We start from the raw sequence: 20,543 nt of genomic DNA, 5'->3' as shown, positions 1-20,543 counted from the left end.
TCTTGCTGCAACCGATAGATATCACTCAGAAGTCGGCCGTCGAGCTTGCGGGAGACCTGCGTAAACGAACCCTGAGCAGCTCGGAGGTTTTGGCAGCGTACCGCGCGCGTATCGAAGGTGATACAATCGGTGTGAACGCCTTTGTCACGCTGGATTGGGACGCTGCCAGCGTCCGTGCTGATGAACTGGACAGGATGGCCGCACGGGGGCAGTTCGCAGGGCCACTTCACGGGCTGCCCATCGCGATCAAAGACTGTTTTGATACCGCCGGTCTGCGCACCACTCACGGGTCAAAAAGCTTTTCTGATCATGTCCCATCCAGTGACGCGCTCCACGTTGCGCGTCTCAGGGCGGCCGGTGCTATTATCATTGGTAAGACAAACACGCCCGAGTTCACGTTTTCTGGTCAAACCACGAACTTTGTATCGGGCACGACGCGCAATCCATTGAACCCCGAAAAGACGGTTGCGGGCAGTTCTGGTGGCGCGGCTGCCGCGTTGGCGGCCAACATGGTTGCCCTTGCCGATGGCTCGGATCTTGGCGGCAGTGCCCGCACACCTGCTGCATGGTGCGGCGTTGTCGGTATGCGGCCAACATCGGGTTTGGTGCCCATGGATCCAAACCCGGCCCCGTTCGACGGTTTGTCTGTGCCATGCCCGATGGCGCGTTCAGTTTCGGACCTCGCTTTGATGCTGAGTGTGATGCAAGGACCCACGCCCAACCAGCCTTTGGCATACACCGGCGCTTACCCGGACCCGGCCGAGCTTGATGCCCCGCTGACTGCTGGACGCGCGGCATTGAGCCTTTCACCCTTCGGTGCAAGCGTTGACCTATCAGTTCAGGCTGCCTTGGCACCAATCGCAGATATTTGCCGCGCTTTGGGCTGGCATGTCGAAGAAGACACAGCCCCGGACCTTGCCCCGCTGCTTGCATATGGCGACATCATTCGGGGTCAATGTGCCCTGCAAGTTCGCGCAGCGCTCAATCCCGACATCACGCTGGCCACAGAAAGCTACCGCGCGGCCTGCGCACAGGGCGAAGGGCAAAGCCTTGCCGAACTGATTGCCTATCAGACGACACGCCGTCTTGTCTGGGACTCTGTTACTGCATTCTTCGCCCACTATGATTTTGCCCTTTGGCCCACCGCCACTGGATTACCGTTCAGCGCTGACCTGCGAGACGGGGAAATCACCGAAGACTGGCGTACAGTGACTTTGACACCGACAATGGAGCTTCCATCGATTTCCATCCCCATGGGTCAGTCTTCGGACGGTATGCCCGTGGGTCTTCACATCACCGGCCCAAAAGGGTCGGACGCGCGGCTGCTGCGCTTTGCCCGCCAGATTGAACGCCATATTTCCGGAGACTGACCATGACTACCATCAACGGCGGAGAAGCCGTCTATCGCGTTCTGAAAGCCAACGGCATCGATACCGTTTTCGGCCTGCTGGGCGGCTCAATGCTGGAACTCTACGACGCCATGTATAAAGGCGGTCAGATCGCCTATGTCGGAGCGCGGGACGAACGAGCTGCGGGCCACATGGCTGATGCCTGGGCACGGATGACGGGCAAACCCGGTGTGGTTCTGGGCGCGCAGGCGGGGCCCGGTGTGGTCAACATTGTGACAGCGGTGGCCGAGGCACAACTGGCCTATTCTCCGCTTGTGGTTATTGCCGGAGCGATCACCCGTGCTGATCAATGCAAAGATACGTTTCAGGAAATCGATCAGGTCGCGCTGTTTGCCCCTATTTCCAAACGTTCGGTCATGGTGACAGATCCGGCGCGGTTGGCACCGATGCTGGAAGACGCCATCCGGTTGGCCAACACAGGCCGACGCGGACCAGTGGTGCTGCATGTCCCGCGTGACTTGTTTGCCGCTGACATTCCTGATTTTGAGCCGACCCCGGTAAACATCGCGCGCCCCGGTCCGGCCGCACCGTCGGACGTCGCTGCCATTGCAGAGCTGCTATCAGGGGCCGAAAGGCCGGTGATCTTTGCCGGTGGGGGCTTCAAATGGGGGGACGGGCGCGACGCTTTGACGGCTTTAGCCGACAAGCTTGAAGTTCCGGTCGTCGCCTCAACCGGCCATGCCGACGTCATGCCCCACGGGCACCCGTGGTTTGCGGGGCAGGCCGGTCCACGTGGCAATTTAGTCGCCAGTAGGCTTACGCGCGAGGCCGATGTTATGGTGGTTCTCGGGGCCCGGCTTGGGTTCAACTCGACTTTTCATTCCAACGACTATGTCGGGGCTGACACCCGAATTGCCCATGTTGATATCGAAGGCGCAGCGGTTGGTCGTTATTTCCCCGCCGAGATCGCGGCACAGGGCGATGCCCGCCTGACCGCCGAAGCTCTGATTGATGCTTCAACGCGACCGGATTGCGATCCCTGGCGCGAAGCGTTCCGCGCTGGCATGTCCGACCTCGCAGCCGAGCGCGCTGCGGAGGCAGAGCTGGACAGCCTGCCCATGCACCCGCGTCGCGCCCTTGCCGAAATCCGCGCGACCTTGCCCGAAGATGCCATTGTAACGCTGGACACGGGCAACACTTGCCTGCAAGCCGCTGACCGGCTGGCCCATTATGCACCGATGTCTCTGATCACTCCTTTGGATTTCGGTCTCGTCGGCTTTGGTCTCGCTGCCGCAATCGGGGCTAAGGCCGCTGCGCCGGATCGCCCTGTCGTGGCTGTTATGGGTGATGGGGCCGTCGGCTATTCGATGATCGAGATTCAGACAGCCATTCAGCACAATCTGCCAATCACCATCGTTGTATTGGACAATCAGGCTTGGGGAGCGGAAAAGGCTTACCAGCAAGAGTTTTACGGAGGCCGATTGCTGGGTGCAGAAATTCAATCGCCCCGTTTTGACAAATTTGCCGAACTATGTGGTGGGAAAGGTATATGGGTCGATGGGCCCGGTGGCATGGGCCCGGCGTTGCAAAAGGCCATCGCGTCGAATGAAACAACGGTTATTCAGGCCAAAATCGACCCAGGTGCGTTGATGACCTTGCGCAAAGACCTGTTCAAAGCACCGCAAAAAGACTGAACTCACCCCGATCGATCTATTCGGATCAGTCTTGGTTGATACTGCGGCGAGGAAGGTTAACTTAGGTTCTGGTAATGCACCGGAAGCGATGCGTTTGTCTGTGTTGACCATCAAATCGTTCTTTTTGCATTGTATCGGGATGTTCACCGGGCCGATCCTAGGATTCTGCGCGTTTGGTCAGCCTTTACATCGAACGGCCATCAGGGGTCCCACGACTGTAAAGGCGCCGCATGATCATGGGCGTGAGGTACATGGGAATCTGATAAGCACCGATGAAGGCCATGATTGGCGCAGTCACCTCGGGCGGCAGGGCTACAAAAAAGATCGCGATGTTTCGGTTGCCGGCGATCAACGAAACTGCCGTTGCCCTTGCCGGGGGAAGCTTGCTCTGAGTCAAATAAAACACAACAATCTGTGCGCCAAAATTGGCAAGACAGGCAAAGGCGATCCAGAATACAGCCAAAGCCGGATCCTGCAACGCTGTTGCGCTGACGGACGGCATCAGGCCAATGACAAAAATAGCGAGTGTGAGCGTTCCCAATCCTTCAAGACTTAGCAATTTGGATTGCGACGGCGCGCGCAGGATTGTCTTTCTTACAAACATGGCGGCACCGGTTGCGCCTAAAATTGTCAATAACAGGCGCAAGCCAGCCCCTAAGACTGACTGAACATCGCCAAGCTCGGGCATAAGCAGGAAAATAGGCAGTGCGGTCAAAGGCAACAGAGCCGTGCCTACAACCATCAGTCGCATCGCGTGTTCCGGTGCGTGACCCATCATCATACACATATTCGGGCTGCCTGAAATGGACGGGGCCGCCGTCATGATCAGCAGGCATAGAAGCACCGGCGCTCCGATCCACCCGCACGCATATCCAAATGCTATGACGATCATCGGCGTCACCAGCTGAAATCCGACAACTGTCAGCGCGACTTTGGGCAGGTCGCTCAACGACCCAACGATGGCTTTGGGGTCCATCCTCAGCACAGTCACGAACAGCAACAGAACGACCAAAGGGGCCAGCAGGTCGCGCATTGGTTCCGCCAGAGATGGCAACAGAAGACCTGCTGCCAATCCGCCGATCAGAACGTAAGGTCCATGGCGCGCGGCCAGATGAAGCGGGTTCAAAACCGCATTATCCGCCCGGGCTTTGTCGCAGGTTTTCAGGCAACCATGTCGCGAGATCAGGGAACCAGATCAGGATAAAGACCATCAGCACCATGATCAGGAACATTGGAATGGCCGCCCGCGCGATATAGCTCATCTCGTGGTTGGTCATGCCCTGCATCACAAACAGGTTGAACCCGATCGGGGGTGTGATCTGGGCCATCTCGACGACGACCACAATGAAGATGCCGAACCAGATCAGGTCGATCCCGGCGTCGCGGATCATTGGCTCGACCACCGCCATTGTCAGTACGACCGAAGAAATACCGTCCAGAAAACAGCCCAGAATGATGTAGAAGACCAGCAACACCATAAGCAGTTCGAACCGTGTCAGCTCCCAGCCTGCAATCAGATCAGCCAAACCGCGCGGAAGACCGGTAAAGCCCATCGACAGCGACAGGAACGCCGCGCCCGCCAGGATAAGGGCGATCATCGCGCTGGTGCGCGTGGCCCCCATCAGGCTTTCGGTAAAGGTTTTCCAATTCAAAGATCCCTGACCCGCTGCCAACAGCAGCCCGCCGATAACCCCAAAGGCTGCGGCCTCGGTCGCGGTGGCATATCCCAGATACATCGACCCGATCACCACCATGATCAAAAGGATCACAGGCAGCAGGAAACGTGAGTTCTTGATTTTTTCTGAGAAACTCAGTTTGGCTTCGGTATTGGGGCTCCAGTCTTTGCCTAGCTTGGAATAGATCGCCACGTAGCCCATGAACATCGCCGCCAGTACCAGGCCGGGAAGGATTCCAGCAAAGAAAAGCTTGGTGATGGATTCATTGATCGTCACACCGTAGACGATCAGGGTCAGCGAGGGCGGGATCATCAGCCCGAGTGTCGCCGCCCCGGTCAATGTTCCGATGATCATGCGCTCGGGATAATTGCGCTTGCGCAGTTCAGGGATCGACATTTTGCCAACCGTTGTCAGCGTGGCCGCTGACGAGCCCGAGACAGCCGCAAAAACCGTACATCCGACAATGTTGGTGTGCACCAGCCCGCCTGGCAAAGGGGCCATCCAAGGGGACAGGCCCTTGAACATGTCTTCGGATAATCGCGTTCGGTACAGGATTTCACCCATCCAGATGAACATGGGCAGGGCCGTCAGAGTCCACGATGACGACGCCGACCAGATGGTGGTGATCATCACGTCCCCGACGGGGCGGGTGGTGAACAGTTCCATTCCGACCCAGGCAACGCCCATCAAAGCCAAGCCGACCCAGACGCCGGTGCCCAGCAAAGTGAAAAGAACAAAGAGAAAGAGGATGATGACAGAGAGATTTTCCATTATTTACTCTCCGTGGCTCTGATCGGCCAGATCGCGGACGATGCGGTGTTCGCCCTTGAAAAGCACGTGGATCAAATGATCAGTCAGAGCAATGGCCAGAATGACTGCGCCAAACAGCATCGCGGATTGCGGGATCCAAAGGGCGGTTCGGTCCTGGCCTTGGCTAATGTCGTTGAACTTCCAGCTCCAATAGACAAAGCGGTATGCGTACCAGCAAAAATACCACATGACAGCAGTGCCGATGGCGAAGCACCAGACCTCCAGAATACGCCTTACCCCATCCGGTACGGCGTTCAGAAGGATGGAAACCCGGATATGGCTGCCCCGGTTCAGCGCATTGGCAAAGGCCAGAAAGGATGCAGCGGCCATCGCGTAACCCGCATAGTCGGGTGCTCCGGGAAACACTTCACCGGTCCAGCGGGCTAGCATCTGCACGACGATCAGCAACAGTATTGCGATCAGGCTGAGTGCCGCCAGAATCCCTGCCGTCAGATAGATGAAGTCGAGTACGGACCGAAGTCCTCGCAAAACCGCCATACTGTCCCCGCTGTGTATTGATTGGATGCGAAAAGGGCGGCCGGATGAACCGCCGCCCAAATCGAAAGGTTATTGAGACGCGTTGAAGGCGTCGACGATGGCTTTGCCTTCGTCACCGGCAGCTTCCAGCCATTCGTTGGTCATGGTCACGCCGATCTCTTTCAGTTCGTTGGTCATCTGTTCAGAGGCCGGACCAACAGTCATACCGCCATCCCGCAAACCCTGCAGTGTGAACCCGGTATATTCCTTGGCGCGCCAGTTGCCTGCGTATTCTGCCAGTTCAGCGCAGCCCTTGATTACGTTCTTGTTGGCATCAGACACACCAGACCAGACATCTGAATTGACCATCACGTAGTTGCGCGGCAACCACGCATCGACTTCGTAGAAATAGTTCAGGCTTTCCCAGACTTTGCGGTCATAACCGGTCGATCCCGATGACACCATCGAATCTGCCACACCCGTCGCAAAGGCCTGACTGATTTCCGCCGCTTCAATCGTCACCGGTAGCATCCCGGTCAGCTCGGCCAACCGCGAGGTCGCATTGTTGTATGAGCGGAACTTGATGCCTTTCATGTCAGCGACCGAGTTTACCTCGTTCTTGAAATACAGTCCCTGAGGCGGCCACGGCACCGCGTAAAGCAGCGTCAGGTTCTGCTCGGCCAGTACTTTTTCGATAGATGGCTTGGCGGCCTCCCAAAGCTTGGCGCTGTCGTCGAACGAGGTTGCGAGAAACGGAATCGAGTCAAATCCGAAAAGCGCGTTTTCGTTCTGGTGACCGGATAAAAGACGTTCACCAATCGGTGCCTGCCCGGTCTGGATCGCGCGTTTGATATCGGCACCCTTGAACAGTGAACCGGAAGGATGTGTGACGATCTCGATCTCACCACCAGTGCCTGTCGTCACGCATTTAGCGAACTCCGCGCCTGTGGCCGAGTGGAAGTTTGACGCCGAATAAGCCATCGGCATGTCCCATTTTTCGGCCATGGCCGGTGCCGCCGCGGCTGCGGTCAGAGCAGTTGCTGCCAGAAGATTTGTCAATTTTTTCATCGTTTTCTCCCTATTGAGTATTGAAACACCAATGTTTTTCATCGGCTTGTTCTTATGTTGCGTAGCGTGACGGCGCGTAGACGCTCACATCCGCGTTTGGGGTTCTGCCCGCGATCATTTGGGCCAAAAGGCGTCCGGTTTTTGGCCCGCCTGTCAGGCCAATGTGATGGTGCCCAAAGCCCATATAGGCCCCCTTGATGCCGGGCACGTCGCCAATGATCGGGATCGAGTCAGCCGGGGCGGGCCTGTGCCCCATCCATTCCACTTCCTCCTTCCATGTTATGCCCGGAAAAGCCGCCCGGGCATTTTTTCTCATTAATTCAAACGGCGTGCGCGAGGGTGGCGCATCCAGCCCTCCGAACTCTACAATGCCTGCCAAGCGTATGCGCCCATCCATGGGTGTTGCAACAAACTTACCCGATGCGACCATGACCGGGCTGCGCGGCATGGCAGAAGGTTCCACCAATTCAAGATGATACCCGCGTTCGCTTTCAAGTGGGACCGAAACCCCCAAGCGCTTGGCCAACGGACCCGACCAGACGCCTGCCGTTACAATAGCAGTGTCGCACGCAATGGTTTCACCGCTCGTGCGAACGCCGGTCACGCTTCCGCCTTCGCGCGTGACGTCTTCGACGGTGGCTTGGATGATCCGACCTCCTTGCGCCTCAACATGTGCAGCTAGGTCTTTCACATATCGCCCCGGATCGGTGATGTGACCATGATCTGAAAGCTTGGCCGCAAACCCGATATCCTGGCTGAAGACGGGATCGTAATCGTGGAATGCCTTGCCTTCCAATTCTTCCCACGCAAAGCCATGCTTGCGCCGAATGCCCCAACCAAAGGCATCACCTTCGAAATGGGCGCGGTTTTCATAAAGAAACAGATAATCGCTTGGGACGATCCATTTCTCAGCGCCAGTGCCGGCGGCCAGCGCCTTGTGGTCGTTCAGGCTGTCGCCCACGATGGGCGTCAAGGCCGCAGCAATCCGTTCCACGTCTGCGGCGTTTGCGTGGCTTAAGTATTGTCTGAGCCATGGCAACAGCTTTGGTAAGTACCCCCATTTCAGGAACAGCGGCTGAGAGGGGCTCAACAGCATCTTCGGCGCTTTGGCGAGCAGTCCTGGAACCGTCACAGGCACGATAGAGCACGATGCAAGCACGCCGCCATTGCCATGTGAGGTTCCTTCGCCCGGCCCGGCCTTATCGATCAAAATCACGTCGTGACCGTCACGCTGCAACCAGACAGCAGCGGACACTCCGACAATTCCGGCCCCGATGATGGCTATGGTCTTCTTCTCGCTCACGCCGCCACCGCCTTTGAAACTGCGTAGTGGTTCAGTTTGTCCAAGTCGGGTTTGCCGCCAAGCCCAGGGCCATCCGGCACGCAGACATGCCCGTTCCTGATCTGGAAAGGTTCTTCCAATATGTCCTCTTTCAGGAAATACGACGCCTGATAGAACTCGCAACCCAGAGTGATTTCCGGCGTTGCAGCAATCATGTGTGTGCCTGCCAAATGGGCCAGACCAGCCTCGAACATGTCGCCGCCATAGGCTGTCAGGCCGTGTGTAGCCGCAATGCGCGCAACGGTCTGACCGCGTGTCAGGCTACCGGATTTCATGATCTTGACGGAAACACCGTCGCAGATCCCCTCGCGGGCTGCACGCTCCATGTCTTCTGGGCCAAACACGCTCTCGTCTGCCAGCAACGGCACATCCGTCATTTGGCGCAACTTGGCCATCATGCCGAAATGATGAGCGCGCACGGGCTGTTCGATGAAATCCGGATCGAACCGGGCGACGTCGCGCACCTGTGCTGGGGCATCCTCGATGTTGAGCCCTTGGTTATAATCCACGCGCACAGAAAACTTCGGGCAGTTCTGGGCCAGGTATTCCAGCCGCATGATGTCAAAGGCGTGATCCTTGAACCCGGTCTTGAGTTTGACAATCCGGACACCATCGTCTTGCAACCGTGCCAACAGATCGATGTCTAGCGAGAAATCAGGGTTGGCGATGGAGCAACTGAGAGGGATTGCATCCCGACATTTCCCGCCCAACAAGGACCAGACCGGAACGTTGCTGATCTGGCCTGCAAGATCCAGCAGCGCAGTTTCCAGTGCTGCTTTGGCCTCAGTGCAATGCGCCACTGCATAAGCAGCGCGCGCCATGATCGCGGATCTATCGCCGACTTTGGCGCCCAAAACAAGCGGACGCAGATACCGATCCAACGCTGCAAAGGTCGCCTCCGGCGTGCCGGTGAACACTGACCAGGGCGACGCTTCACCAAACCCTTGCGAGCCGTCCTCAGATGTCAGCCGCAGGATAACAATTTCACAAACGCCTTCGACAGATCCAATACCGTGATCCCGGCGCGAGGTCACTGGCAGCTTGAGGTGCCATAGGTCATAGCCTGTGATTGTTTGTGAGAGATCGCTCATTCGGCCCCCTAGAGATGTGCGGAAGCCTGCCTTGACCGGCATATCATTTCAAATACTATATCTTCGACAGTTCATCAGAAAAAATGATACAATACCGATGTCATTGCGCTTTCGTCAGCTTCAAGCCTTTCACGCCATCATGGAAACCGGAACCGTGACCGGCGCGGCATCGGTTCTTGGCATCTCGCAACCCGGCATCAGCAACCTTTTGGCGCAATTGGAACGCGAGGCGCGATTACCTCTGTTCGAACGCAACAAGGGGCGTCTGTTGCCCACGCCAGAAGCCGAGTTGCTGTACCACGAAGTCGATACTGTTGTGCGCGGGTTGGATCACGTTGCGCAGGCGGTGACAGATTTGCAGAACAAGCATCCGGGTCAGTTACAGGTTGCCGCGCCGCATCTGTTGTCATTCGGTTTCATGCCGCGGGAGATCGCGCGTTTTGCCGAGAGCCGCCCGAACCTGTCCGTCAGCTTTCAATCGCAATATTCGTCGAAGATTCAGGAATGGGTGACGTCAGGCTTGTTCGAGATCGGAATTGTTGAGATGCCTATTTTGCACGACACGCTGAACTATCAGGTGTTTCAGTTCGAAACTCTGGCGACCTTCCCTGAAGGCAGTCCATTGGCGGCGTATGACGTTCTGACGCCGGAAACTCTGGAAAACGAGCCCTTTATTGTCATGGGACCGGAACACCAGACGCATCGTAAAACGCGCGACATCTTTCAACGTGCCGGGTGCTTATGGCGCACGCAGATTCACACACACTTGTCTGAAAATCTGTTGAGTTTCGTGAAGCAAGGCATGGGGGTCGCCATGATCGACCCCTTTACCGTTACCTTTGATGAAGAGAACGGATATCAGACCCGCCCATTTAAACCAGCAGTCATGCTGGAGCTTGCAATCATCACTGCCAAAGGTCGCCCCCTATCCAGGATCGCGCAGGAGTTTCTGGATCAACTGATCCCTTCAATCGCCTCCTACGCAACCCATTCGGATACTGGCGCAGCCGCGTTGTGAAGCTGTTGGGAATGGATGTCGACCAGCGTTGGGCCATCATGTTCGATGGCCTGTTTCAGGATTTTTGGCAGGTCTTCGGGGTCTTTGACCGTCCATGATTTCACACCAAAGGCTGACGCCACTGCGGCGTGGTCCGTGCGGTTGAAGTCAACATTGTAGAATCGTTGACCAAAGCCTGCATCCTGTCCCGCCTTGATCCAGCCGAAGACCGCATTTGAGAAGACAATCGATGTGATGGGCATTTTGTGCCGCACCATCGTTTCGAATTCACCACATGTGAAGCCAAACGAGCCATCGCCCATGACGGCTAGGGTCTTGACCGACGGACGCCCGACATGTGCCCCCATCGCTGCACCTAATGAATAGCCTAGGGCGCCATGCGCCCGGTTGGTGATGAACTGCCGTCCCGATGTCCGCCACCGGTAATGAGCACTGAAATAGGGGCAGGGGGTACCTGGATCCGCCACAACGATTGCGTTGTCATCCAGAATATCCATCAACGCGGCCATGACAGCTTCGGGCCGGATCGGCATTTCTCGACTTGCGGCCAGCGGCGCGAAAGCGGCTAGCTTGGCATCCCACGCGACACGGGCTTTATCCGTCCCGCCTTGTGCGTTCAGGTCTTGTCGATCTTCTAAAGCGCGGGCCAGAGCCTCGAGCGCCAGACGGGCATCTGCGCAGATTGCCACTTCGGTCTGGTAGTTTGCGCCAATCACCATGGGATCGCTGTCGATGTGAATGATAGTCGCGTCGCGACCTGGGCTTCTCCACCTTTCGGTTGTGACCGAACCGGCGCGGCAGCCGATGAAAAGGACAACATCCGCCTGATCCACGACAGCGCGTGTCGCGGGCACACCTCCGTTAGACCCGACAACGCCTAACGCCAGCGGGTCGGTTTCGGCGATTGATCCCTGACCGGATACAGTTGTCGCAACGGGCATATCCAACAGACCGGCGACCTGTCGCAAGGCTTCGGTCGCGCCTGACAGAACCGGACCTCCACCGCAGACAGCAACAGCGGATTTGGCCTGCGCCAGAATGTCCGCCGCTGCTTCGATTGCATCCATGTCCGGGGCAGCGCGCTCGGCAGGATAGCTGCGATGCCTGTCATCCGCCCAGATTTCGGCCTCATCCACCTGTGCCTTTTGCGTGTCGAAGGGCAAAGCCAGATGGGTGGCGCCCGGCGTACCCGTTGTCATCGCCCTGAAAGCGGCCCGTACCATGGCGGGAAGCCGTGCGGCGTCGTCCAGCGAGGTATTCCACTTGGCTAAAGGTTTGAAAAGGGCGGGCTGATCCAGTTCGGTCAATGGGTATTTGCCCCGGCTGGTTGTCGCGACGTCCGAGGTAATCGCCAGAATCGGAACCGAGCTTTCGTTGGCTTCGACAACACCGGGCAGAATGTAAGTTGCACCTCCGCCCGAGGGGCCTTCGCAGACACCGGGCTTCCCAGTCACACGCGCGTAACCATCCGCCATATAGGCCGCGTGCCGTTCATCCCGTGTCAAAATGTGCTGAATACCGTGATCCATGCGGGCCAGAGCGTCATAGAAAGGCAAGGTGGTATCGCCGCACAGACCGAACATGTGCTTCACGCCATGTGCCTCGAGCATACGCACCATAGCCTCTGCCCCGGTCAGATAATTCGTCCCTGTCATGATCTACGAGCCTCTCGATTCCTCTCTGTACGCAGAACTGTATACAGTTTTGTATATTGATTTCAAGCTCTGCCTATGGCACCTGTGGCAAACAAGAGGAAGGGCAGGTTAATGGCGGGTCCACGGGTCGACGACATCTATGATCAGGTTAAGGCGATGGCGGTCTCGTTCCGTCTGCGCCCCGGAGATCGCCTGAACGAAGTTGCCCTGTCCAAGGACCTGGGCGTCAGCCGGACCCCTTTACGAGAGGCATTGAACCGGTTGGTTGCAGAACGGTTGTTTGATTTTCGCCCGGGGCAAGGGTTTTTTTGTCGTCCTTTGGATGCGCAAAGCGTGTTTGACCTGTTTGAACTGCGCCAGATTATCGAAACTGCCGCCGCGCGTGCGGCGTGTTCCAAGGCCTCTGACAAAGACCTGCAGAATCTGCGGGATGAGCTGTATTCAACGGGCATCGATATCACCGGCCTGACCGTCGAGGAAGCTGTCAGCCGGGACGAGGCGTTTCACCTTGGGATAGCCAAACTGTCAGGCAATATGGAGCTCTTGCAAACCCTGACGCGGATCAATGAGCGCATACGCTATATCCGCTGGATCTCTATGAGTTTGGACCGGGTTCACCGTTCAAAAGACGAGCATAAGCGAGTTATGCAGGCGTTGATGGAACGGGATGCGGAAGAGGCCGCGCATGTTCTGGGTGCTCATATCGCCAAACGCATGGATCAGGTGCAGGACGCAGTGCGTCACGGGATTTCCAGCATTTACATGGAAGGGTCCGAAGAAATCTCGGCTCGAATTATTGAGGAGGTCGAGGGATGATCGCGCAGGGCGGAAAATCCATCTATGGGGCATCCGTTGGCATTTTGATGCTGGATGCCCAATTCCCAAGAATTCCAGGTGATATGGGGAACGCTCTGACCTGGCCGTTTCCGGTGCTCTATCGCATTGTCCGTGACGCTTCGCCTGATCGTGTCGTTCGGCAGCGGGCCGAGGGGATGCTGGATGTGTTCATCGACGCGGCGCAGGATCTGGTAAAAGATGGCGTTGACGGCATAACCACCAATTGCGGTTTCCTGTCCCTGTTCCAGAAAGAACTGGCGGAAGCCGTCCCGGTTCCGGTGGCCACATCGTCATTGATGCAGGTGGAAATGGTGAATCGCATTCTACCTGCAGGCAAGCGCACCGGGTTATTAACTATTTCAGCCTCGACCCTGACCAAAGATCATCTGCAGGCGGCCAACGTGCCGTTGGATACCCCGATTGGCACAACCGAAGGCGGGCAGGAGTTCACCCGTGCGATCCTTGGGAACGAACTGACGCTGGATGTTCAGAAAGCACGAGAGGACAATATGCGCGCAGCGTTGGCCTTGGTTGCGGACAACCCTGACATGGGTGCGATCGTTCTGGAGTGCACGAATATGTGCCCCTATGCACGCGATATCCAACAGGCCACCGGGTTGCCCGTGTTTTCTATCGTCTCGTTCATTCAGTGGTTTCAGGCCGGTCTGGTTCCGCGGACATATTGATCGAAAAATTGGTGCGCGAAGCACTTTGCTCAGTCATGTCAAAATAGAAAACGCCCGATCCTGAAGACCGGGCGTTAAAAAACAGGTTCTGTCAGAAACGGATCAGAGGCCCCACTTCTCGCGGTTGGCTTCGAAGAAGCCTTGCGCTTTTTTCACTTCGATCCAGTTGTTCACGTAGTTGATCCAGACCTGATCGCCTTGCGGCAGGATCATCGCGATGGGCGATGGCGACCGGGGACCCGCATTCTTGACACGGACCACTGGGAACTTCGCCTCAAGTGTTGAGCCTTCGATGTTCGACGTGATGAACACATCTGCGCGTCCAGCGATCACTTCCTGAAAACCACGGGCCGGGGCTTCGACAACTTTGATCTCGGCGTTCGGGAACCATTCACGCACACGCTTTTCAAACGTCGTGCCCAGCGTTGTGGCAACCGTCACACCAGGCTGGTTGATAGAGTCGTAGCCGTCGAATTTGTCCGCTTTGTCTTTGGTCGTGTACGGGAACAACTCCACCGCAATGTAGCTGTCCGAAAAACCGGCAACCTTCATGCGCGGTGGCGAGATCGAGGCCGAACCGGTCAGGTGGTACTTGCCAGCCACCACGCCATTGACCAGTGTTTTCCAATCGGTTGGTACATATTCGACCTCAACCCCCAGATCGGCGGCCAACTCGTTCATGATGTCGATGTCATAGCCTTTATAGCTGTTGGTGGCTGGGTCACGCAGCGACATGGGGTTCCAGTCTCCGGTGGTGCCGACCTTCAGCACACCGGAATCCAAAACCTCATTCAGTGCAGATTGCGCGTGTGCGGCACTCGACAATACCAGTCCAAGCGCGGCAGCAGCCGCGGTTTTCCAAAAAGTGTTCATTGAATTCTCCTGTTGGTGGCGTTTCGGCCTTGCTGCCGTATTCATCATTGATTTAAGCCGAAAGAGAAAGATAACCTCAAGAAAATAAAACAACGCGATTAAAACAGGGGCAGACCAGCTTATGCCAGACGCCGCAATCGAACTTGTCGGCGTGAACAAGTGGTTCGACACGTTTCACGTTCTCAAAGACATTAACCTAACGGTCAACAGCGGCGAAAAGGTAGTGATTTGCGGGCCTTCGGGCTCAGGTAAGTCGACCGTCGTTCGGTGTATCAACCAGTTGGAAAAACACCAGAAAGGCACCATCCGCGTGGATGGGGTCGAACTGACGGATGACGCCAAATCTGCGGCGACGATCCGGTCCGAAGTTGGAATGGTGTTTCAGCAATTCAACCTGTTTCCGCATCTAACTGTGTTGGAAAACCTGACATTAGGCCCGATCAAGGCACGGGGTCTCAGTCGTAAAGAGGCCGAGGAAAAGGCGCGTCTTTATCTGGAGCGTGTGCATATTCCCGATCAGGCGGACAAGAAACCCATTCAGTTGTCCGGCGGCCAACAACAACGGGTCGCCATTGCGCGATCTCTGTGCATGGAGCCGCGTGTGCTGTTGTTTGACGAGCCGACCTCGGCCCTGGACCCCGAGATGATCTCGGAAGTGCTGGATGTCATGGTCGAATTGGCGGATGAGGGTATGACAATGGTGGTTGTGACGCATGAGATGGGGTTTGCGCGCAAGGTGGCCGACAAGATGATCTTCATGGATGCGGGTGAAATCGTCGAAGAGGGCAAGCCAGAACATTTCTTCACCAACCCGCAATCCGAGCGGTGTCGTAAATTCCTGTCGCAAATATTGCAGCACTGAGAGGGGCCGATGAAAAAACTTCTTCTGATAGCGCCCTTGCTTTTGCTGGCGGGTTGTTCCTCGTCCCAGACTTGGGGCTGGTATGTGATCGACCCCACCACGGCATCGGGCTGGACCAATGTGAAATTCCTGATCTCCGGCATGTGGGCGACAATCCAGATCTCGCTGATTGCTGCAGTTCTGTCGATTGTTATCGGACTGATGGTGGCGTTGCCGGGGCTGTCCGAGAAACGCGGCTGGCGTCTGGTCAACAGGGTCTATGTGGAATTCATCCGCGCCATTCCACTGCTGCCTATGCTGTTTTGGGTGTTCTACGGATTGCCCATCGTGTTCCAGTCGATGGGAATGAACGTCCCAATCGATCCATTCTGGGGCGCGATCATAACGCTGGCGATTTCCGACAGTGCCTTTACCGCCGAGATCTACCGCGCGGGCATTCAATCCATCGCGCGCGGTCAGCGCGAAGCGGCGCAGACCATCGGTCTGAATTACGTACAGACCATGCGTTACGTGATCCTGCCACAGGCGATCCGGCGTATTCTGCCTCCGTTGGCAAACCAGTTCATTTACATCGTCAAGATGAGCGCCTTTGCCAGCGTCATCGGGATGCAGGAACTGACCCGCCGTGCAAATGAGCTGGTGGTGACCGAATACCGCCCGCTGGAAATATACACCTTACTAATCTTTGAATACCTGATCTTGGTGCTGATCATCAGTGCCGGAGTGCGCTGGCTGGAACGCCGCATGGGCGCAGATGAGCGCGGATAAGGAGCTTACTTGTGGACTGGAAAGATTTCATGGCCGAGACCGAGGCCAACATCGGCACCTTCTCGAAAGAGGTTCCCGAAACGGTGCGTGGCTTTGGCGTCATGGGCAAGGCCGCCAAGTCCGACGGTGCATTGAGCGAGAAGACCAAGGAATTCATCGCGTTGGGCATCGCTGTCGCGACCCGTTGTGACAGTTGCATCGGGTTTCATGTGAAGTCGCTTGTTCGTCTTGGGGCCACGCGCGAAGAGATGTGCGAGGCGTTGGCCATGGCGACCTATATGGGCGGCGGGCCGTCCTATGCATACAGCGCAAAGGCTCTCAAAGCTTATGATGTTTTTTCTGCGTGAGGGTCAGATAGCCAGATGAGCGCTGAAAGGTCTGGTTGACCTCGCCTCACGCTCAATCAGCGATCGCTTGACCGTTTTGTCCCGCGTGCAAAATGTTCTCTTCTGCGGTCTTGCGTACAATTGCACCGATCTTGAGAAGGTTCTCACTCAGTGGGTTTGTTTTGCGCCAAACCAAGCCAATCGTCCGGGCAGGCGGTGTGTCCTGGAACCGGGCGATTGAAACGTCGGCGGAACGGGTTTCCAAGCCGACTGCCATTTCCGGTATCAGCGTCACGCCAATCCCGGCCCCAACCATCTGCACCAGGGTAGACAGCGAACTCCCCTCCATGATCTGCTGCGGTTCGATGTTGCGGATCGAACAAAAAGACAGGGCCTGATCGCGGAAACAGTGGCCTTCTTCCAGCAACAACAATCGCATTGTTCTCAGCTGCGACGAACTGGGCATCGGAAGGCTGGCGTCCTGTGCCGGGCGGACCAGTAAGAAGTCTTCGTTGAACAGCGAAAACTCCCGAAGGCTGGGCTCGGAAACAGGTAGGGCGACTACGCCGACATCCAGCCGCGAGTCGAGGATTTCCCGGATCACGGACTCTGTGATGGTCTCTTTGGGTTCGATTGTCAGTTGTGGGAATCGCTGCGACAAAGCCTTGATGATCGAGGGAAGCAGGTACGGTGCCACTGTCGGGATAACGCCAATCCGCAAACGGCCTGATAGTGGGCCGGACGGTGATTGTACCAGATTGCCCAAATCTTCGACCCGCATCAGGATTTCACGGCCGTGGGTCAAAACGTCTTCTCCAAGTGCCGTCAGCCGAGTCTCACGCGCAGCGCGTTCCACCAGAGGACCGCCCATTATGGCTTCCAGCTCCTTGATTTGAATGGAAAGGGCAGGCTGCGAGATTGCGCTGGCAGCCGCGGCTTTGCCGAAGTGACCATGAGTGGCAAGGGCCTCGAAGTAACGCAGGTGCTTGAGTGTCAGTGCTTTCATTTGAAAAACTAATCACAATGATAGAAATTACAAATTTCCATTTATCGCTTGGGTCGGGTACGAGTCAACCTATCTGAACCCCTAGGTAAATACTCAGGAGATTTACAATGGACGGTAACCCTCACAATCACCAATCCGGCGGCTGCCCTGTCATGCATGGCGGGAACACTGGCACGGGCAATTCTGTCACCAAATGGTGGCCGGATGCGCTGAACTTGGACATTCTGAGCCAGCACGACACGCGCACCAACCCGATGGATGCGGATTACAACCACCGTGAAGCGGTCAAAGGTCTGGATTTCAAAGCCGTCCGTGCCGATGTCGAGGCGCTGTTGACCGACAGTCAAGACTGGTGGCCGGCTGACTGGGGTCACTATGGCGGTCTGATGATCCGTCTGGCGTGGCACTCAGCCGGCTCTTATCGCCTGGGTGACGGTCGCGGCGGAGCAGGGTCGGGCAACATCCGGTTTGCTCCGCTGAACTCGTGGCCAGACAACGCCAGCCTGGACAAAGCGCGCCGTTTGCTTTGGCCGGTGAAAAAGAAATACGGCAATGCCCTTTCCTGGGCTGACCTGATCGTTCTGTCGGGCACCGTTGCTTATGAATCGATGGGCCTGAAAACCTTTGGCTTTGGATTTGGTCGCGAAGATATCTGGGGCCCGGAAAAAGACGTGTACTGGGGTTCGGAAAACCAATGGCTGGCGCCGTCCGAGAACCGCTATGGCGATCTGGAAACACCTGGTACGCTGGAAAACCCGCTGGGCGCAGTACACATGGGCCTGATCTATGTGAACCCCGAAGGTGTGAACGGTAATCCTGATCCGGCACGTACCGCTTTGCATATCCGTGAAACCTTTGCACGTATGGCGATGGATGACGAAGAAACCGCAGCGCTGACATGCGGTGGTCACACGGTTGGTAAGGCGCATGGCGCGATGGCGGGCGACAACATCGGTGCCGAGCCCGAAGCCTGCCCTGTTTCCGGCCAGGGTCTGGGCTGGGACAACCCGGATCAGAACGGCAAGGCAACCAACGCGTTCACCTCAGGCATTGAGGGCGCCTGGACGAAAGAGCCGCTGAAGTTCGACATGGGCTATTTCGATTATCTGTTCGGTTATGAATGGGAACTGGGCAAATCGCCCGCTGGCGCGCATCAGTGGCAGCCCATCGACATGCCGGAAGATGAAAAACCTGTCGATCCGACCGACCCGTCTGTCCGCCGGATGCCGATGATGACCGATGCGGATATGGCGATGAAAGTTGATCCGGCTTACAACGCGATCTGTCAGAAATTCATGGCCGACCCGGACTATTTTGCGGACACCTTCGCGCGTGCCTGGTTCAAGCTGACCCACCGCGACATGGGGCCACGCGTTAACTACTACGGTCCGGACGTACCCGCAGAAGACCTGATCTGGCAGGATCCCATCCCTGCAGGTTCAACCGGATATGACGTTGATGCGGTCAAGGCAAAGATCGAGGATAGTGGTCTGACTGCAGTCGAGATGATCACCACCGCTTGGGACAGCGCCCGCACATTCCGTGGCTCGGACAAACGCGGTGGCGCAAATGGCGCGCGAATCCGTCTGGCGCCGCAAAAAGACTGGGCGGGTAACGAGCCTGAGCGTCTGGCCAAGGTTCTGGGCGTGCTGGAGCCGATCGCTGCTGAAACCGGAGCGTCGGTCGCTGACGTAGTCGTTCTGGCAGGTAATGTCGGTCTGGAACAGTCGATCAAGGCCGCAGGCTTTAATGTGACGGTTCCGTTCTCGGCTGGTCGCGGCGATGCGACAGACGAACAGACCGACGCAGACAGCTTCTCGGTGCTTGAACCACTGGCTGACGGGTTCCGCAACTGGCAGCTGAAGGAATACGCCGTGTCGCCCGAGGCGATGATGCTAGACCGCGCGCAATTGCTGGGCCTGACGGCATCTGAGATGACCGTTCTGGTTGGCGGCCTGCGTGTTCTGGGTGCCAATCATGGCGGATCGGCGCATGGTGTCTTCACCGACCGTGTCGGACAGCTGACCACTGACTTCTTCGTCAACCTGACGGATATGTCGCTCAGCTGGCATCCGGTCGAGGGTGGCACCTACGAGTTGCGTGATCGCGCGTCCGGTGAGGTCAAGTTCACGGCCACCAGTGCTGATCTGGTCTTCGGCTCGAACTCGATCCTGCGTGGCTATGCCGAGGTCTATGCTCAGGATGACAACGCCGAGAAGTTCGCGCGCGACTTCGTTGCGGCGTGGACCAAGGTCATGAACAACGACCGGTTTGATCTGGTCGCCTAAAGTATGAAAAAATCAGGCGAGGATTCCCTCGCCTGGTTTTCTATTGAAAATCCTTCAACCGGTTCAAGGTGGTTCCAGCCAGCGAAATTAAGCTGGAGCGTTTAGTCCTTGAAACAGCGTTTTATAATCGCAACTCCGTAGCACAGCGACCGTTGTATTCCCGACGCGGAACCGACCGTCTGGTGCTAGAGGCATCCATTTTTCGGGTCCAACCCGGCGACCACCTGTCCAGGTGCCGTTGGAAGAGTTCATGTCCCGGATGTACAGAACACCCTTCTTTTCAACTCTTAATACACAATGTTGGCCCGAGGCTTTTTCGCTGCGGGACAGTGCCAGGTCTGCCCAGTTTGGATCGCGGCCTATCTTGATTTGATGGGATTTCCGCAAGCCCGCCACCTTCTGAAACTCGATCACCTTACCGCGATCCGGGCCATCCATTACGGCAAGCTGCCAATAGGCCAGGGGGCGCGGTGCCATGGGGCTGTACCATGTCACCTCAGCCGCCCGCTCGTATCCTGAAGCGGTATTTGGGTTCATTACCGTCAGAACCAGAGACATGATCTTTTTGACGGCGCGGGTGGATCGCCGCACAGGCGAAATGGGTTTACTTTGCTTGTCCCGATGTTCAGGCGCATGGCGTAGCGCCAATGCTCAACCCACCTAAGAACCCTTCGCAGATCAACCAATAGATCAGTGCAAGAGCCACAAAAAGCCCGC

19 protein-coding genes are annotated in these 20,543 nt (G+C 56.8%); 9 read left to right on the top strand and 10 right to left on the bottom strand.

The genetic code is table 11. The annotated features are described in order from the left end of the window. Positions 1–2: 2 nt before the first annotated feature. Together ACR0EV_RS06590 and ACR0EV_RS06585 are read left to right on the top strand one after the other, a co-directional pair. On the top strand, positions 3–1,370 hold the full coding sequence (locus ACR0EV_RS06590; RefSeq protein ID WP_480799354.1) for an amidase: 1,368 nt from the start codon (positions 3–5) through the stop codon (positions 1,368–1,370). A gap of 2 nt (positions 1,371–1,372) precedes the next feature. After that, a complete protein-coding gene (locus ACR0EV_RS06585) occupies positions 1,373–3,043 on the top strand; it encodes a thiamine pyrophosphate-binding protein (protein ID WP_480799353.1) in 1,671 nt (556 codons plus the stop codon). 184 nt (positions 3,044–3,227) lie between these two features. On the opposite strand, the gene ACR0EV_RS06580 is transcribed toward ACR0EV_RS06585, so the two are convergent. The 6 genes from ACR0EV_RS06580 to ACR0EV_RS06555 all read right to left on the bottom strand — a co-directional run bounded on the left by ACR0EV_RS06580 (position 3,228) and on the right by ACR0EV_RS06555 (position 9,507). After that, positions 3,228–4,169 (bottom strand): hypothetical protein, encoded by a 942-nt coding sequence (locus ACR0EV_RS06580; RefSeq protein ID WP_480799352.1) that lies wholly within the window; start codon positions 4,167–4,169, stop codon positions 3,228–3,230. A gap of 7 nt (positions 4,170–4,176) precedes the next feature. Continuing rightward, positions 4,177–5,490, bottom strand: a complete 1,314-nt coding sequence (locus tag ACR0EV_RS06575) for a TRAP transporter large permease (RefSeq protein WP_480799351.1) — start codon at positions 5,488–5,490, stop codon at positions 4,177–4,179. A gap of 3 nt (positions 5,491–5,493) precedes the next feature. After that, entirely contained in the window at positions 5,494–6,027 is a 534-nt protein-coding gene (locus ACR0EV_RS06570) for a TRAP transporter small permease (protein WP_480799350.1), read from the bottom strand. Between the two features lie 69 nt (positions 6,028–6,096). After that, positions 6,097–7,074, bottom strand: coding sequence for a TRAP transporter substrate-binding protein (locus ACR0EV_RS06565; RefSeq protein WP_171095086.1), 978 nt, complete (start codon positions 7,072–7,074; stop codon positions 6,097–6,099). Positions 7,075–7,126: 52 nt separating this feature from the next. Beyond that, positions 7,127–8,377 carry an NAD(P)/FAD-dependent oxidoreductase gene (locus tag ACR0EV_RS06560; protein WP_480799349.1) on the bottom strand — a complete coding sequence of 417 codons (1,251 nt, stop codon included), beginning with the start codon at positions 8,375–8,377 and terminating at the stop codon, positions 7,127–7,129. Next, complete coding sequence (locus ACR0EV_RS06555; RefSeq protein ID WP_480799348.1) at positions 8,374–9,507, bottom strand: enolase C-terminal domain-like protein; 1,134 nt, start codon at positions 9,505–9,507, stop codon at positions 8,374–8,376. Before ACR0EV_RS06555 ends, ACR0EV_RS06560 begins: the two co-directional genes overlap by 4 nt. A 97-nt stretch (positions 9,508–9,604) precedes the next feature. Here ACR0EV_RS06555 and ACR0EV_RS06550 point away from each other — a divergent pair, with 97 nt between their 5' ends. After that, positions 9,605–10,525: a LysR family transcriptional regulator gene (locus tag ACR0EV_RS06550; RefSeq protein WP_480799347.1), complete on the top strand. Its 921-nt coding sequence runs from the start codon at positions 9,605–9,607 to the stop codon at positions 10,523–10,525. Here ACR0EV_RS06550 and ACR0EV_RS06545 read toward each other — a convergent pair. After that, on the bottom strand, positions 10,486–12,180 hold the full coding sequence (locus ACR0EV_RS06545) for a thiamine pyrophosphate-binding protein (protein WP_480799346.1): 1,695 nt from the start codon (positions 12,178–12,180) through the stop codon (positions 10,486–10,488). The genes ACR0EV_RS06550 and ACR0EV_RS06545 overlap by 40 nt on opposite strands. 111 nt (positions 12,181–12,291) lie before the next feature. Between ACR0EV_RS06545 and ACR0EV_RS06540 the strand changes: the two genes are divergently transcribed. Next, positions 12,292–12,996: a GntR family transcriptional regulator gene (locus ACR0EV_RS06540; protein ID WP_480799345.1), complete on the top strand. Its 705-nt coding sequence runs from the start codon at positions 12,292–12,294 to the stop codon at positions 12,994–12,996. Then, complete coding sequence (locus ACR0EV_RS06535; protein WP_480799344.1) at positions 12,993–13,703, top strand: aspartate/glutamate racemase family protein; 711 nt, start codon at positions 12,993–12,995, stop codon at positions 13,701–13,703. The genes ACR0EV_RS06540 and ACR0EV_RS06535 overlap by 4 nt, the downstream gene beginning before the upstream one ends. A gap of 102 nt (positions 13,704–13,805) precedes the next feature. Here the strand turns inward: ACR0EV_RS06535 and ACR0EV_RS06530 are convergent, their stop codons facing one another. Further along, positions 13,806–14,576 carry a transporter substrate-binding domain-containing protein gene (locus ACR0EV_RS06530; RefSeq protein WP_480799343.1) on the bottom strand — a complete coding sequence of 257 codons (771 nt, stop codon included), beginning with the start codon at positions 14,574–14,576 and terminating at the stop codon, positions 13,806–13,808. 121 nt (positions 14,577–14,697) lie between these two features. Here ACR0EV_RS06530 and ACR0EV_RS06525 point away from each other — a divergent pair, with 121 nt between their 5' ends. From ACR0EV_RS06525 to ACR0EV_RS06515, 3 genes are read left to right on the top strand one after another with little or no spacing between them, the layout of a single operon-like run. Next, positions 14,698–15,438: an amino acid ABC transporter ATP-binding protein gene (locus ACR0EV_RS06525; protein WP_480799342.1), complete on the top strand. Its 741-nt coding sequence runs from the start codon at positions 14,698–14,700 to the stop codon at positions 15,436–15,438. A gap of 9 nt (positions 15,439–15,447) precedes the next feature. Further along, positions 15,448–16,206 carry an amino acid ABC transporter permease gene (locus ACR0EV_RS06520; RefSeq protein ID WP_171095075.1) on the top strand — a complete coding sequence of 253 codons (759 nt, stop codon included), beginning with the start codon at positions 15,448–15,450 and terminating at the stop codon, positions 16,204–16,206. A gap of 11 nt (positions 16,207–16,217) precedes the next feature. Beyond that, positions 16,218–16,553 (top strand): carboxymuconolactone decarboxylase family protein, encoded by a 336-nt coding sequence (locus ACR0EV_RS06515; RefSeq protein WP_480799341.1) that lies wholly within the window; start codon positions 16,218–16,220, stop codon positions 16,551–16,553. Between the two features lie 52 nt (positions 16,554–16,605). Here ACR0EV_RS06515 and ACR0EV_RS06510 read toward each other — a convergent pair whose 3' ends face one another. Then, a complete protein-coding gene (locus ACR0EV_RS06510) occupies positions 16,606–17,538 on the bottom strand; it encodes a hydrogen peroxide-inducible genes activator (protein ID WP_480799340.1) in 933 nt (310 codons plus the stop codon). 107 nt (positions 17,539–17,645) lie between these two features. Between ACR0EV_RS06510 and katG the strand changes: the two genes are divergently transcribed. Then, positions 17,646–19,826, top strand: a complete 2,181-nt coding sequence (katG, locus tag ACR0EV_RS06505) for a catalase/peroxidase HPI (RefSeq protein ID WP_480799339.1) — start codon at positions 17,646–17,648, stop codon at positions 19,824–19,826. Positions 19,827–19,913: 87 nt separating this feature from the next. On the opposite strand, the gene ACR0EV_RS06500 is transcribed toward katG, so the two are convergent. Beyond that, the gene (locus ACR0EV_RS06500; RefSeq protein ID WP_480799338.1) at positions 19,914–20,474 is read right to left on the bottom strand and encodes an FHA domain-containing protein; all 561 of its coding nucleotides are present in this window, start codon (positions 20,472–20,474) and stop codon (positions 19,914–19,916) included. Positions 20,475–20,543 lie beyond the last annotated feature (69 nt).

Source organism: Ruegeria sp. CF8 (genome assembly GCF_056537285.1).
This window is presented reverse-complemented; position numbering and strand designations above follow the sequence as displayed.